The sequence below is a fragment of the Bradyrhizobium sp. USDA 4341 genome (assembly GCF_054063755.1).
In genome coordinates this window covers 5,634,711-5,649,189 of the sequence record NZ_JBSSGO010000002.1, presented here as the reverse complement: position 1 = coordinate 5,649,189, position 14,479 = coordinate 5,634,711, and the positions used below count along the sequence as shown (strand labels likewise).

Genomic DNA, 14,479 nt, shown 5'->3' with positions numbered 1-14,479 from the left:
TTGCATACCACGGCCGACCGCACCGGCCGCTGCCTGACACCTCAAGCCGCGATCCTAAGAAACCTCACGCGCAGAGCGCGTAGGAATCCTCGACCACGTAGGGGCCGCCGCCTGTCGACGCGCGCGACGAGAACAGCACGAAGCGGTCCGCCATGAAGCTGCGGCTCGGGAAGTAGCCGCGCACGGACAGATAATCCGCGACATCCTGGCTCGATGCGTCATGCAAACGCGCGAGCGTGACATGGGGCGTGAATTTCCTGCCCTCGGGATCGAGCCCCATCCGCTGCATCATCCGCTCGAGCTCGGCCTGCAATTCGATCAGCGGCCGACTGGGCTCGACGGCGGCAACCACCGCGCGCGGCTTGCGTCCACCGAAGCTCGACAGGCCCTGCAGTTTGACCTCGAACGGTTTTCGGTTCACCCGAAACAGCATCGTAGCGATCTCGTTGGCCCAGAGGCCATCGATGTCGCCGATGAAGCGCAGAGTGACATGATAATTTTCGGGATCGATCCAGCGTGCGCCGGGAAGGCCGCCACGCAAATTGGAAAGTGTCTGGCCGATCTCGGCCGGAATTTCCAGTCCAGTGAACAGACGCGGCATCGCATTAATCCTCGATGCTTGGCGCGGGTTTTGGGAGCCCGCCCCTGTAACAGCCCGGTGACGAATCACCGATGCCTATTTGTACCCGAGATATGTGACTCTGCGAAGCATGACCCGTTAACAGCTCGTAAACCTACGGGCACAACACGGCCCGCTGCCTGCGTTTCAACTGCGTTGCCCTGATATTGCGCCGAGAAATGCCTCCACCGTGGGCAGGATATTCTTCACGACGATGTCCACACCTTCCGCCGTCGGATGCATGCCGTCAGCCTGATTGAGCTTGGCGTCGGCAGCAACGCCATCGAGGAAAAACGGATAGAGCGGCACGCCCAGCGACTTCGAGAGATCCGGATAGATGGCGCTGAACTTCGCTGCATACTCGCTGCCATAGTTCGGTGGCGCGACCATGCCGCACAGGAGCACGGCGATCTTGCGCGCCTGCAACTTTGTGATGATGTCGGAGAGCGCGGCACGCGTCACTGCGGGATCGATGCCGCGCAGCGCATCGTTGGCGCCGAGCTCGACGATCACGGCGTCAGTTCCGTCAGCCACCGACCAGTCGAGCCGCTCGCGACCCCCTGAGGCGGTGTCGCCGGATACCCCGGCATTGGTCATATTGACCTTTATCCCCTTGGTCTCCAAGGCTTTTTGTAGCCGGACCGGAAATGCCGCCGCGGCCGGAAGGCCATAACCGGCGCTCAGGGAATCGCCCAGAACCACCATCTTGATCGGTTTCGCCGAACCTTGCGCCGGGCTTTTCTCCACCCCTGGCGTCTGCGCACTTGCCGCCGTCATCAAGCCCATAAGCAACACGAGTATGTGCACGAAGATTCTCAACCGGCTCTCGACCGCAGCAGCGGAAGTGCCATATGACCGAACCATGGACAGTCTCATCGAATCCTCTTCACTGACCGACGTCGAGCCGGACACCATTGCCGTCAGGAACGTCAATCTCTCGCTCGGCACCGGCGCGGCACGGGTCCATATCCTCAAAGATATCAGCCTTCGTGTGGCAGCGGGTGAGGCCATCGGCCTGATCGGCCCGTCGGGTTCGGGCAAGTCGACCTTGCTGATGGTGATGGCGGGGCTTGAACGTCCTGACAGCGGAGAAGTGGTCGTCAACGGCACGTTGTTCAATGCCCTCGATGAAGATGAGCTGGCGCGCTTCCGCGGCCGCCAGGTCGGCATCGTCTTCCAGTCGTTCCATCTGATCCCGACCATGACAGCGCTGGAGAACGTCGCCGTGCCGCTTGAGCTCGCCGGCAATCCCGATGCCGCCGCGCGCGCCGCGCAGGAGCTGCAATCGGTCGGACTCGGCGAACGGCTGCACCACTATCCGACGCAGCTTTCCGGCGGCGAGCAGCAGCGCGTCGCGATCGCGCGTGCGCTCGCGCCCGATCCCGCGATCCTGGTTGCCGACGAGCCGACCGGAAATCTCGACGAGACGACGGGAAAGCAGATCATCGACCTGCTCTTCACCAAGCACACCGAGCGCGGCATGACGCTGGTGCTGGTGACGCACGACCTCTCGCTGGCCCAGCGCTGCGATCGTGTGGTGCGGCTGCGTTCCGGCCGCATCGACGGACAATCCACGACATGAGCATCGCGTCCGAAGTCGCGGTGCAGGGCCGCGCGTCGTCGCTTGCCTTCCGTTACGCGCTGCGCGAACTGCGCGGCGGCCTGCGCGGATTCTACGTGTTCATCGCCTGCATCGCGCTCGGCGTGATGGCGATTGCCGGCGTCGGCTCGGTCGCCGCGAGCCTCGGCGACGGCCTGTCGCGCGAGGGCCGCACGCTGCTCGGCGGCGACGTCGCATTCTCGCTGATCTCGCGCGAGGCCAAGCCCGACGAGGTCGCGTATCTGCGCACCCGCGGCGAGGTTTCGGTGGCAGCCACGCTGCGCGCGATGGCCCGCAGCGGCGACGGCAAGCTGGCGCTGGTCGAGCTCAAAGCGGTCGACGGCAAATATCCGATGCTCGGCGAGCTGACGCTCGAGCCGAACATGCCGGTCGCCGATCTGCTCGCCGAACGCGATGGCGTCTATGGCGCGGCCGCCGATTCAACGCTCTTGGCGCGGCTCGACCTGAAGCTCGGCGACCGCGTCACGATCGGCAGCGCGACCTACCAGATCCGCAGCGTGGTGGCGGCCGAGCCCGACAAGCTTGCCGGCGGCGTCGGCCTCGGCCCGCGCTTCCTGATCAGCGAAGCCAGCCTGCGCGCCACCGACCTGCTGCAACCGGGCAGCCTGGTACGCTGGATCTACCGGGTGAAGCTGCTCGACGGCGCCAACGACGATCGCGCCACGACCGCGCTGATCGACGGCGCACGGGCTGCCGCGCCGGAGGCCGGCTGGGAAGTCCGCAGCCGCAACAACGCCTCGCCGCAGCTTGAACGCACCATCAACCGCTTCACCCAGTTCCTGACCCTGGTCGGCCTCGCCGCACTGCTGGTCGGCGGCGTCGGCGTCGCCAACGCGGTGAAGAGCCATATCGACCGGCGCCGCGACGTCATCGCCTCGTTCAAGGCTCTCGGCGCCACCGGCCGCGACGTCTTCACGATCTACTGCACGCAAGTGGTGGTGCTGGCCGGGATCGGTTCGGTGATCGGGCTGGTGCTCGGCGCCGCGCTGCCTTTCGTCATCGTCGGCCTGTTCGGCAAGCTGCTGCCGCTGCCGGTGGTGCCGGCCCTGCATCCCGACGAACTCGCGCTCTCCTTCCTCTATGGCCAGCTCACCGCGCTGGCGTTCGGACTGTGGCCGCTCGGCCGGGTCCACGACGTGCCGGTCGCCGCGTTGTTCCGCGAGACCGTCGCCAGCGAATGGCACCGCCCGCGCTGGAGCTATCTCGCGCTGATGGCGGTGGTCGTCACACTCCTGATCGGGGTCGCGATCGGGCTTGCCTATGACAAGCGGGTCGCCGCCGTGTTCGTCGCCTCGTCGATCGCGGTGTTCCTGCTGCTGCGCGGGATCGCCGAGATCCTGATGGCGGTGGCGCGCCGGCTGCCGCGCAGCCGCATGACCATGCTGCGGCTGGCGATCGCCAACATCCACCGGCCGGGCGCGCTGACGCCGTCGGTCGTGCTGTCGCTGGGGCTCGGGCTCGCGGTGCTCGTCACCATCACCCAGATCGACGGCAATCTGCGCCGGCAATTCCTGGCCGCATTGCCTGAGCGGGCGCCCTCGTTCTTCTTCATCGACATCCCCTCTACGGAAGCCGACCGCTTTGCCGCCTTCCTAGCGCAGATCGCGGCCGGCTCGACCGTCGAGGACGTGCCGATGCTGCGCGGGCGTATCGTCGCCGCGCGCGGCGTCAAGGCCGACCAGCTCAAGCCGTCGGTCGATTCGGAGTGGGTGCTGCAAAGCGACCGCGGCCTGACCTACACCGGCGAAGTTCCCAAGGGTTCGAAGGTCGTCGAGGGCGAATGGTGGGGACCGGACTACAGCGGACCTCCGCTGGTCTCAATGGAGAAGAAGATCGCCGACGGCCTGTCCTTGAAGATCGGCGACGAGATCGTGGTCAACGTGCTCGGCCGCGATGTTCCGGCGAAGATCGCCAATCTGCGCAACATCGACTGGCAGGGCCTCGGCATCAACTTCGTGCTGGTGTTCTCGCCGAATGCCTTCAAGGGCGCCCCGCATAGCCACGTCGCGACCCTGACGGAACCCCATGCCGGCACCACCGATGATGCGCGCATCATCAAGCAGGTCGCCGACGCGTTCCCGATGGTGACCAGCGTCCGCGTCCGCGAGGCGCTGGAGACGGTCGGCACCGTCGTCAGCAATCTGGTGCTGGCGATCCGCGGCGCCAGCGCCGTGACGCTGATCTCGGCGATCCTAGTGCTGGGGGGTGCGCTCGCCGCCGGGCACCGCCACCGCGTCTATGACGCCGTGATCCTGAAGACGCTCGGCGCCACGCGGGTGCGATTGCTCGGCGCCTACGCGCTGGAGTATCTGATGATCGGTTTTGCAACCGCAATCTTCGGGGTGATCGCCGGTTCGGTCGCGGCCTGGCTGATCGTGACGCGGCTGATGACGCTGAGTTTCATCTGGCAGGCCGGCAGCGCCGCGCTGGTCGTGGTCGCCGCACTGGTCGTCACCGTCGGATTGGGGCTGGCCGGAACGCTGCTCGCGCTGAACCAGAAGCCGGCCTCGGTGTTGCGGAATTTGTGACAATTTGTAGCGGCGGCAGCGCCGTTTTGCCTATAAATGCTAGGTTAGAGCGACATTCGGCCGCGCGTGGAAGCTTGCGTCGGATGTGTTAATTTCCCACATACCACTCGGGTCGGATAGTCGGTTTGAATGACACGCAATTAATGTTCCGCAAACCGAGCCATCTGAGATAGATTTAGAACCGGCGCCGCAAATCCCTTGCGCTCCACCGGGACCAACCACGGGAATTCGACCATGTCGGACCTAGACCGCAACTACGCTTCTCCTTTCGGCCGGGCCGCCGGGCGCATTGACGCTGCGGCCGTCGACGCCGGTCTGCGCGCCTACATGCTGCGCATCTACAACTACATGAGCATCGGCCTGGCCATCACAGGCTTGGCCGCGCTCGGTGTCTACATGGGTGCGGTGACCAGCGACCAGTCCGCCGCCGTCGCCAAGTTTGGCAACGCCTATCTGACGCAGTTCGGCTACGCGATGTTCGTGAGCCCGCTGAAGTGGCTGTTCATCCTCGCCCCTCTGGCGATGGTGTTCGTCATCTCGGCCGGCATCAACCGCCTGCAGCCTGCGACCGCCCAGCTGCTGTTCTGGGTGTTCTCGGCGCTGATGGGCCTGTCGCTGTCGTCGATCTTCCTGGTGTACACGCACACCTCGATCGTGCGCGTGTTCTTCATCACCGCGGCGACGTTCGGTGCGCTGAGCCTCTACGGCTACACCACCAAGCGTGACATGAGCGGCATGGGCTCGTTCCTGTTCATGGGCTTGATCGGCATCATCATCGCGAGCCTGGTCAACCTGTTCCTGGCGAGCTCGGCGCTGCAGTTCATCGTCTCGGTGGTCGGCGTGCTGGTGTTCGCGGGCCTCACCGCCTGGGATACCCAGCGGCTGAAGAACGACTACATCTACGGCTACGCCTCACAGGGTGGCGTGATGGCAGAGCGTGCGGCAATCACTGGTGCGCTGTCGCTCTACCTGAACTTCATCAACCTGTTCACGCTGCTCCTGCAGCTGCTCGGCCAGCGCGACTAAGCGCCTCGAGCCAGCCGATCGATCCAATCCAAGCCCCGGCCTTGCGGCCGGGGCTTTTCTTTTGCGCGGGGCAAAATACTGTCGTGCCCATGTCCAATCGCGCGGGATCCAATCCGGAAATCAGGCCGACCGCCGAGGCGGACCTGCCCTCGATCACCGCGATCTACGCGCACGCGGTGCGCTTCGGCACTGCGACCTTCGAGCTGATCCCGCCCGACCTTGCCGAGATGACCCGCCGCTATAGCGTGCTGATCGATGGCGGCTTCCCTTATTTCGTTGCCGTGCTCGACGGCCGCGTCGCCCGCTACGCCTATGCCGGCCCCTACCGGCCACGGCCGGCCTATCGCTTCACCGTCGAGAATTCCGTCTATCTGGACCCCGCGGTCCACCGCCGCGGCATCGGCCTCCGGCTGATGGAGCGCCTGATCGCCGAATGCGACGCGCGCGGCTTCCGGCAGATGATCGCGGTGATCGGGGACTCCGCCAACGCCGGCTCGATCGGGCTGCACCGCCGCTGCGGATTTCAGATGATCGGGACGCACCCGAATGTCGGCCTGAAATTCGGCCGCTGGCTCGATACCGTGATGATGCAGCGCGCGCTCGGCGAAGGCGCGGCGACGGTGCCGGCCGATTAGATGGATTGGATATCCGATCCGTAGCCCGGATGAGCGAAGCGATATCCGGGGAAGCCGCGTTCGCGCGGCGAGATCGCACCCGGATGTCGCTTCGCTCATCCGGGCTACGAAGCGCCGAGTTATCCTGCTACACCAGCGACAGCTTGCGATCGATCACGAACAGCACCCGTTCGAGTTCGTGGCCGCGGCGCAGGATCAGGCCGGTCGCCGAAATCACGCTGTACATGCCCTGCTTGCGCGCCAGCCGGGGATCCTTCTCGATCCGGTAGATCGGCATTTCGGATGCGCGCCGGAACACCGAGAACACGGCACGGTCCTTCAGGAAATCGATCGCATAGTCGCGCCACTCGCCATCGGCGACCATGCGGCCGTAGAGATTGAGAATGCGGTTGAGCTCAAGTCGATTGAATGTCACGCGGTTGGGCTGAGGGGTCGCGGCGGCGGGACGCGCCGCGGCACGATTCCCACTCGGATCACTATCCTCCGAGATCAAACTCATCGAGCGCCTCCTGTCATCCCGGTGACGATCGGGTGCCGAAGGCCGGTGCCCCCACTTCGGGATCGTCACGAGAGTGACATGATTGCGCTAAGCGACGGAGCCTGCAAGGGGCCATTCGAAATGCAACCAGCCCTTAACCACGGCCAGGCGCGACGGATTGTCCGGAAAACCGAAGAGTCACGGGAACGTTAGAGGAATCATATTGCTGCCCCACTTCCGCCCATCGCCCGCCCCGCTGCCCTGCGAAAAGATAATCCTGCGTTGGCCCGGTCCTTTCGGTTCCGGATTCCTCAGCCCCCAGCCCCCCGGGGCCGTCGGGATCGGGCCTGTTCGCAGGGGAGTCAAATCCCAACACACTGGGCCAACGAAAGTTGGTCCTTTTTGTTTTTGGGGCCCTGCTCGAATACGCGCGATCAAGACGCGCAAAGCCTCGGCGCTTCCCTCTCAGCAAATCACTGGATGCACGCTTGCCGCCGCGCGGAGCCGCACGACAACATGCGTGCGGCCCAACGACGCGATTGACAGAAGCCAGCACCGCGCAGCGTTAGAGCGTTTTCGAGCGAAGTGGACACCGGTTCGCGTGAAGAAAACGCGTCAAACAAGAATCTAGAGCTTCGGTTCTGATCAATCAGAACCGAAAGGCTCTAGTGAAGCGAGGTGAATGCGGCGCCCAGCATCGGGCCCGGCTTGTCGCGATTGCCGTCCTGGACGTACACGGCCGCGGCATCGACGCCATCGCGCGTGATGTTCTCCAGCGGCACGGTCCAGCTCCCGGACGAGCCGTTCCAGTCACCGACCTTCAGCAGATTGCGCACCACGTTGTGGTAGGTGATCTCGCGGCCGCGGTTCTCGCCGCGCGCGATCGAGATCGGCACCGACTTCGAGATCGAGCAGATCCAGACTTCGCCGCGCGACACCGCGGGCGATTTCGATGCGGCCACCGACACGTTGATCTGCTTGCCGGTCAGCGTCATCGTCACCGGCACCGACATCACGCTGCCGCTCTTCTCGGTGTCCTTGATAGCGTCCTCGATGCTGGCGCGGTCGCTGCCGATCACATGGGCCGAGCCGTTGATCACGGCTTGCGGCGTGTAGACGTCGCGGTCGCCGCGCATGTGCGAATAGGCTTTCTGGCGCGCGCTGAAACGTGAATCGGCCAGCGTGTCCTTCCAGCCGAGATAGTCCCAATAGTCGATCGGCATGCTCAGCGCGATGACGTTGGGGTCCTTCGCGAGATCACCGATGATCTTGTCCGCGGGCGGACAGGACGAGCATCCCTGCGAGGTGAAGAGTTCGACGACAGCACGCGGATCGGCGTGAGCGGGGCGGATGATTGCGACGATCGCGCAGAAACCGAGGGCGCTGGACCATCGCGAGATAGAATTATAGGCCATCATCGCTGTCATACTGCGAACCAGTCGTGATGATTTCTATCCGTAATTGTACGGAGCATGAAGTTGTCCCTTGAACTTGCGTGCCCCAGAACGCCAGAAGGCGGCCTTGTCATAGGCCGCCTTCTTTTTAGCCGCTACTCACTAAGCAGTGAGGCACTGATCACAAATCCGCGCTAGGCCGCGAGCTTGCGCAGCACGTAATGCAGGATGCCGCCGTTGCGATAGTAGTCGAGCTCGTCCAGCGTATCGATGCGGCAGAGCAGCGGGACGTCCCGCTTGCCGCCGTCGGCGGAGACGATTTCGGCCGTCAGCGTCTGGCGCGGCTTCAAATCGCCCTGCAGCCCGCGGATCGTGACCTTCTCGTCGCCCTTGAGGCCGAGCGAGGACCACGACGTGCCGTCGTGGAAGATGAGCGGAAGCACACCCATGCCGACCAGGTTGGAGCGATGGATGCGCTCGAAGCTCTGGCAGATCACCGCGCGCACGCCGAGCAGGCGAGTGCCCTTCGCGGCCCAGTCGCGCGACGAGCCGTTGCCGTATTCGGCGCCGGCGAATACCACCAGCGGCACGTTCTCCTGCTGGTACTTCATCGCCGCGTCGTAGATCGACATCTGCGCGCCGTCGGGCCAGTGCTTGGTCAGACCGCCTTCCGGGATATTGCCGTCGGCGCCCTTCAGCATGAAGTTCTTGATGCGGATGTTGGCGAAGGTGCCGCGCATCATCACTTCATGGTTGCCGCGCCGCGTGCCGTACTGGTTGAAGTCGGCGGGGCGCACCTGGTGCTCGCTGAGGAACTTGCCGGCGGGCGAGGTCAGCTTGATCGAGCCGGCCGGCGAGATGTGGTCGGTGGTGATCTTGTCGCCGAACATCGCGAGGATCCGCGCGTCGACCACGTCGACGATCGGCTCCGGCTGCTTCTTCATGCCTTCGAAGTAGGGCGGGTTCTGCACATAGGTCGAGCTCATGTTCCAGCGATAGGTCTCGCTTTCCGTGGTCTTGATCTTGCGCCAGTTGGTGTCGCCCTTGAACACGTCGGCGTACTTCTTCTTGAAGATCGTCGCGGTGACGTACTTCTTCATGAAGGCGTTGATCTCCTTGGTGGTCGGCCAGATGTCCTTGAGGAACACCGGCTTGCCGTCCTTGCCGATGCCGATCGGCTCGACCGCGAGATCCTTGGTCACGGTGCCGGCGAGCGCATGCGCGACCACCAGCGGCGGCGAAGCGAGGTAGTTCGCCTGCACGTCCGGCGAGACGCGGCCTTCGAAGTTGCGGTTGCCCGACAGCACGGCGGCGGCGACGATGCCGTTGTCGTTGATCGACTTCGAGATGTCTTCCGGCAGCGGGCCGGAATTGCCGATGCAGGTGGTGCAGCCGAAGCCGACCAGGTTGAAGCCGACCTTGTCGAGATCGGCCTGCAGGCCGGAATTGGCGAGATATTCCGCCACCACCTGGCTGCCCGGCGCGAGCGAGGTCTTCACCCACGGCTTGGCCTTCAGGCCCTTGGCGGCCGCCTTGCGCGCCAACAGGCCGGCGCCGATCAGCACGCTCGGGTTCGAGGTGTTGGTGCAGGAGGTGATCGCCGCGATCACGACATCGCCATGGCCGAGATCGAAGTTGCGGCCCTCGACCGCGAAGCGCTTCTGCTCGCCATCGGGCTTCTTGTACTCGTTGACCAGCGCGGTCGCGAAACCGGTCGAGACCGCCGGCAGCGCGATGCGGCCTTCGGGGCGCTTCGGTCCGGCCATCGACGGCACCACGTCGGCGAGGTCGAGCGTCAGCGTGGTGGTGAACACCGGATCGGCCGACTTGGCGGTACGGAACAGCCCCTGCGCCTTGGCATAGGCCTGCACCAGCTTGACGCGATCGGCCTTGCGGCCCGAGGTCTTCAGGTAATCGATGGTCGCGGCGTCGACCGGGAAGAAGCCGCAGGTCGCGCCGTATTCGGGCGCCATGTTGCCGATGGTCGCCTTGTCCGCGACCGACAGGAAATCGAGGCCCGGACCAAAGAACTCGACGAACTTGCCGACCACGCCGAGCTTGCGCAGCATCTGGGTGACGGTCAGCACGAGGTCGGTCGCGGTGACGCCTTCCTTGAGCTGGCCCTTGAGCTTGAAGCCGACCACTTCCGGCAGCAGCATCGACAACGGCTGGCCGAGCATGCAGGCTTCCGCCTCGATGCCGCCGACGCCCCAGCCGAGCACGGCGAGGCCGTTGACCATGGTGGTGTGCGAGTCGGTGCCGACGAGCGAGTCCGGATAGGCGACCTCGAAGGTGCCGGTCTTCTTGCCGACCGTCATCTTCTCCTTCTTGGTCCACACCGTCTGCGCGAGATATTCGAGATTGACCTGGTGGCAGATGCCGGTGCCGGGCGGCACCACCGAGAAGTTCGAGAACGCCTTCTGGCCCCACTTCAGGAACTCGTAGCGCTCCTGGTTCTGCTTGTATTCCTCGGTGACGTTCTTCGCGAACGCCTTGTTGTCACCGAAGAAGTTGACGATCACCGAGTGGTCGATGACGAGATCGACCGGCACCAGCGGGTTAATCTTCTCGGCATCGCCGCCGAGGTTCTGCATCGCGTTGCGCATCGCCGCGAGGTCGACCACGGCCGGAACGCCGGTGAAATCCTGCATCAGGACGCGCGCCGGGCGGAACGCGATTTCGTGCTCGAGCTGGCGCTTCTTCAGCCACTTCGACACCGCAACGATGTCTTCCTTCTTGACGGTGCGGCCGTCCTCGTTGCGCAGCAGGTTCTCGAGCAGAACCTTCATCGAATACGGCAGCTTCGAAATACCCTTCAGTCCGTTCTTCTCTGCCTGGGGCAGGCTGTAATAGACGTAGGACTTGCCACCGACCTTCATGGTCTTGCGGCATTTGAAGCTGTCGAGTGAGGTCATGCGGAGGATCCCAATTCTCAGTTATACCCGGCAAGGGTAACTAAACACCGGCGATCGACACGGGCCAAGGGATGGCCTGGATGGCTTGCGGCCGCCGATTGTGTGTGCTGCATCAAGTTCCGGGCTTATAGAACCTTTCTAGAAGCACCGCCACACCGACAAGCGTGCGACAGCGTTGCGCGACCCAAAAATTCTCACGCGGTAGCGAAAGATTTCAGAGGGCTGTGACAAGACGAACCATGCGGCTCTCGGGACGAAATCTGAAATGCGTGCGCGGCGGACGCGAGGTGTTTTCCAGCCTCGATCTGTCAGCGACGGCCGGCGAGGCGCTTGCCGTCACGGGACCCAATGGCGCGGGCAAGACCTCGCTGCTGCGCGTCCTCGCCGGGCTCTTGGTTCCCGCCGAGGGCTCGATTGCGCTCGAAGGCGGCGACGCCGAGCTAAGTCTGCCTGAGCAGGCCCACTACCTCGGCCATCGCGACGCCCTGAAGCCGGCGCTGAGCGTCGCGGAAAATCTTTCCTTCTGGCGGGAATTCCTCGGCGGCGAGACCGTGGACACCGGCCGCTGCCTGGCCGCCGTGGCGCTCGACCATGCCGCGCATCTGCCGGCCGCCTACCTCTCGGCCGGCCAGCGCCGCCGCCTGTCGATCGCGCGCCTGCTCTCGGTGCGGCGGCCGGTTTGGCTGCTGGACGAGCCGACATCGGCGCTCGATGCGGCCGGACAGGCGCTGTTCGTCGGGCTGATGCGCGACCATCTCGCAAACGGCGGCCTGATCGTCGCCGCGACCCATCTGCCGCTCGGCATCGATGCGCGCGATTTGCGGATGGGAGGCGCGGCATGAGCGCGCTGGCCGCATTGATCCGCCGCGACATCAAGATCGCGCTGCGCGTCGGCGGCGGGGCGCTGATCGGCGTGCTGTTCTTCCTCACCGTCACGGTGCTGATGCCGTTCGCGGTCGGGCCCGATCTGGCGCTGCTGTCGCGGCTCGGCCCCGCCATCCTCTGGCTCGGCGCGCTGCTAGCGAGCCTGCTCACCCTCGACCGGCTGTTCACGGCCGATCACGAGGACGGCTCGCTCGACCTGATCGTGATGAGCCGGACGCCGCTGGAACTCGCCTGCGCGGCCAAGGCGCTGGCGCATTGGATCGCCGCGGGACTGCCGCTGATCATCGCGACGCCGGTGCTCGGCCTGCTGCTCAATCTCGACGGCACGGCAACCCTTGCGGTCGCGGCCACCTTACTGGCGGGAACTCCGGCACTGACCTTCACCGGCATGATCGGCGCGGCGTTGGCGGTGACGCTGCATCGCGGCGGACTGCTGCTCGCCGTGCTGGTGCTGCCGCTGTCGATCCCGGTGCTGATCTTCGGCGTTGCCGCCTCGCAGGCGGCGATATCGGGGCCCCTGCCCTTTGGAACACCGTTCTCGATCCTCTGCGCGCTGTCGCTTGCCAGCCTCGTGATCGGCCCGTTTGCCGCCGCCGCGAGCCTGCGGCACGGGCTCGACTGAGATGGGCAAGATCAAACTGGCCCTCATCAAATCTTGCCGAGAGGAATTCGGCCAATTGCCTCGCTCACACCGGACGACTATCAGGGTGCCATGACGCTGACCGACCTCGCCAATCCGACCAGATTTCTGGCGCTGACCGCGCGGATCCTGCCGTGGCTTGCGGGCTTGACCGCGGTCCTGCTCGCGATCGGCCTCTACCAATCGGCCATGGCGCCCGACGACTACCAGCAGGGCGCCACGGTCAAGATCATGTTCATCCACGTGCCGAATGCGTGGCTGTCGATGTTCGTCTGGGGCGTCATGAGCGCGGCCGCGCTCGGCACCCTGGTGTGGCGGCATCCGCTCGCCGACGTCGCCGCGAAAGCCGCAGCGCCGATCGGCGCCGCCTTCACCTTCCTTGCGCTGGTCACCGGCTCGCTGTGGGGCCGGCCGATGTGGGGCACCTATTGGGAGTGGGATGCGCGGCTGACCTCGGTCTTGATCCTGTTCCTGATGTATCTCGGCCTGATGGCGCTGTGGCGCGCGGTGGAGGACCCTTCGCGCGCGGCGCGGGCGGCGGCGGTCCTGACCCTGGTCGGCGCGATCAACATCCCGATCATCAAGTTCTCGGTCGACTGGTGGAACACGCTGCATCAGCCGGCCTCGGTGCTCCGCATGGGCGGATCGACACTCGACAAGGCGTTCCTGTGGCCGCTGCTGGTGATGGCGATCGCGTTTTCGCTGCTCTTCATCACCTTGCACCTGGCGGCGATGCGCAACGAGATCCTGCGTCGGCGCGTGCGCAGCCTGCAGATGATGCAAGCTAACCAACAGGCGGCGTGACACGATGTCGTTTGGTCCCTACGCCTCTTTCATCGTGACGTCCTATGCGCTGGTCGCCGCGGTCGTGCTGCTCTTGATCGTCTGGATCATCGCCGACTATCGCCGCCAGCAGGCACGCCTCAGGGAGATCGAGGCCAGCGGCATCACGCGCCGCTCCGGCCGCAGCGCGGCGGATATAAGATGAGCGATCAGGCGACCAACAGTCCACCGCAAGCCCGCCGCCTGCTGGTGGTGCTGCCGCTGGTGGTTTTCCTCGGGCTTGCCGGACTGTTCCTGCTGCGGCTCTATGGCGGCGATCCCTCCAAAATCCCGTCGGCACTGATCGGCCGGCCGGCACCGCAGACCGCCCTGCCCGCGCTCGACGGCCTCGTGAAGGACGGCGCGCCTGTCCCCGGTCTCGATCCCGCCGCGTTCAAGGGCAAGGTCAGCATCGTCAACGTCTGGGCGTCCTGGTGCGTGCCCTGCCATGACGAAGCGCCGCTGCTGACCGAGCTCGGCAGGGACAAGCGCTTCCAGATCATCGGCATCAACTACAAGGACTCGCCCGAGAACGCGCGGCGCTTCCTCGGCCGCTACGGCAATCCGTTCGGCATCGTCGGCGTCGACGGCAACGGCCGCGCCTCCATCGAGTGGGGCGTCTATGGCGTACCCGAGACCTTCCTGGTCGGACGCGAGGGCACGATCGTCTACAAGCTGATCGGCCCGGTGACGCCGGACAATGTCAACACCGTGCTCAAGGCCGAGATCGAGAAGGCGCTGCGCGCGAGACCGTAACCGCATCGGCACGCCGCGACTCGCCAACATGAATCGGGCATGAACGACGCGAGAAAACACCTGCGGCATAATACTTCGACGGGTTTATCTGCGGTTCATTTCACGGCCACGGCGACGCCACGAACGCAACCCTAACTCCATGGCGTGACTTCACTCATTC

At 64.9% G+C, this 14,479-nt stretch carries 14 protein-coding genes; 9 read left to right on the top strand and 5 right to left on the bottom strand.

Going from position 1 to position 14,479, the window contains the following annotated elements; genetic code table 11:
* Positions 1 to 64: 64 nt before the first annotated feature.
* Positions 65 to 601 (bottom strand): RNA 2',3'-cyclic phosphodiesterase, encoded by a 537-nt coding sequence (gene thpR, locus ACVIGB_RS32955; RefSeq protein WP_092121595.1) that lies wholly within the window; start codon positions 599 to 601, stop codon positions 65 to 67.
* Positions 602 to 766: 165 nt separating this feature from the next.
* The gene (locus ACVIGB_RS32950) at positions 767 to 1,426 is read right to left on the bottom strand and encodes an arylesterase (RefSeq protein WP_456725025.1); all 660 of its coding nucleotides are present in this window, start codon (positions 1,424 to 1,426) and stop codon (positions 767 to 769) included.
* A 55-nt stretch (positions 1,427 to 1,481) separates the two neighbouring features.
* On the opposite strand from ACVIGB_RS32950, the gene ACVIGB_RS32945 reads away from it, so the two are divergent.
* The 4 genes from ACVIGB_RS32945 to ACVIGB_RS32930 all read left to right on the top strand — a co-directional run bounded on the left by ACVIGB_RS32945 (position 1,482) and on the right by ACVIGB_RS32930 (position 6,429).
* The gene (locus tag ACVIGB_RS32945) at positions 1,482 to 2,201 is read left to right on the top strand and encodes an ABC transporter ATP-binding protein (protein ID WP_456719527.1); all 720 of its coding nucleotides are present in this window, start codon (positions 1,482 to 1,484) and stop codon (positions 2,199 to 2,201) included.
* Positions 2,198 to 4,768: an ABC transporter permease gene (locus ACVIGB_RS32940; protein WP_456719528.1), complete on the top strand. Its 2,571-nt coding sequence runs from the start codon at positions 2,198 to 2,200 to the stop codon at positions 4,766 to 4,768. Before ACVIGB_RS32945 ends, ACVIGB_RS32940 begins: the two co-directional genes overlap by 4 nt.
* A 234-nt stretch (positions 4,769 to 5,002) precedes the next feature.
* Positions 5,003 to 5,794 (top strand): Bax inhibitor-1/YccA family protein, encoded by a 792-nt coding sequence (locus ACVIGB_RS32935; protein ID WP_029081319.1) that lies wholly within the window; start codon positions 5,003 to 5,005, stop codon positions 5,792 to 5,794.
* A gap of 89 nt (positions 5,795 to 5,883) precedes the next feature.
* Positions 5,884 to 6,429: an N-acetyltransferase family protein gene (locus ACVIGB_RS32930; RefSeq protein WP_456725026.1), complete on the top strand. Its 546-nt coding sequence runs from the start codon at positions 5,884 to 5,886 to the stop codon at positions 6,427 to 6,429.
* 127 nt (positions 6,430 to 6,556) lie between these two features.
* Here ACVIGB_RS32930 and ACVIGB_RS32925 read toward each other — a convergent pair whose 3' ends face one another.
* From ACVIGB_RS32925 to acnA, 3 genes are all read right to left on the bottom strand, one after another.
* A complete protein-coding gene (locus ACVIGB_RS32925) occupies positions 6,557 to 6,928 on the bottom strand; it encodes a DUF2794 domain-containing protein (protein WP_229169766.1) in 372 nt (123 codons plus the stop codon).
* Between the two features lie 644 nt (positions 6,929 to 7,572).
* Entirely contained in the window at positions 7,573 to 8,334 is a 762-nt protein-coding gene (locus ACVIGB_RS32920) for a DUF1223 domain-containing protein (protein ID WP_092121555.1), read from the bottom strand.
* 161 nt (positions 8,335 to 8,495) lie between these two features.
* A complete protein-coding gene (gene acnA, locus ACVIGB_RS32915; RefSeq protein WP_456719529.1) occupies positions 8,496 to 11,216 on the bottom strand; it encodes an aconitate hydratase AcnA in 2,721 nt (906 codons plus the stop codon).
* Positions 11,217 to 11,455: 239 nt separating this feature from the next.
* Here acnA and ccmA point away from each other — a divergent pair, with 239 nt between their 5' ends.
* From ccmA to ACVIGB_RS32890, 5 genes are all read left to right on the top strand, one after another.
* Positions 11,456 to 12,058, top strand: coding sequence for a heme ABC exporter ATP-binding protein CcmA (gene ccmA, locus ACVIGB_RS32910; RefSeq protein WP_456719530.1), 603 nt, complete (start codon positions 11,456 to 11,458; stop codon positions 12,056 to 12,058).
* Positions 12,055 to 12,723, top strand: a complete 669-nt coding sequence (gene ccmB / locus ACVIGB_RS32905; RefSeq protein ID WP_456719531.1) for a heme exporter protein CcmB — start codon at positions 12,055 to 12,057, stop codon at positions 12,721 to 12,723. Before ccmA ends, ccmB begins: the two co-directional genes overlap by 4 nt.
* Positions 12,724 to 12,813: 90 nt before the next feature.
* A complete protein-coding gene (locus ACVIGB_RS32900) occupies positions 12,814 to 13,545 on the top strand; it encodes a heme ABC transporter permease (RefSeq protein ID WP_092121539.1) in 732 nt (243 codons plus the stop codon).
* A 4-nt stretch (positions 13,546 to 13,549) separates the two neighbouring features.
* Complete coding sequence (gene ccmD, locus ACVIGB_RS32895; RefSeq protein ID WP_456719532.1) at positions 13,550 to 13,729, top strand: heme exporter protein CcmD; 180 nt, start codon at positions 13,550 to 13,552, stop codon at positions 13,727 to 13,729.
* On the top strand, positions 13,726 to 14,319 hold the full coding sequence (locus ACVIGB_RS32890) for a DsbE family thiol:disulfide interchange protein (protein WP_456719533.1): 594 nt from the start codon (positions 13,726 to 13,728) through the stop codon (positions 14,317 to 14,319). Before ccmD ends, ACVIGB_RS32890 begins: the two co-directional genes overlap by 4 nt.
* The last annotated feature ends 160 nt before the right edge of the window (positions 14,320 to 14,479 follow it).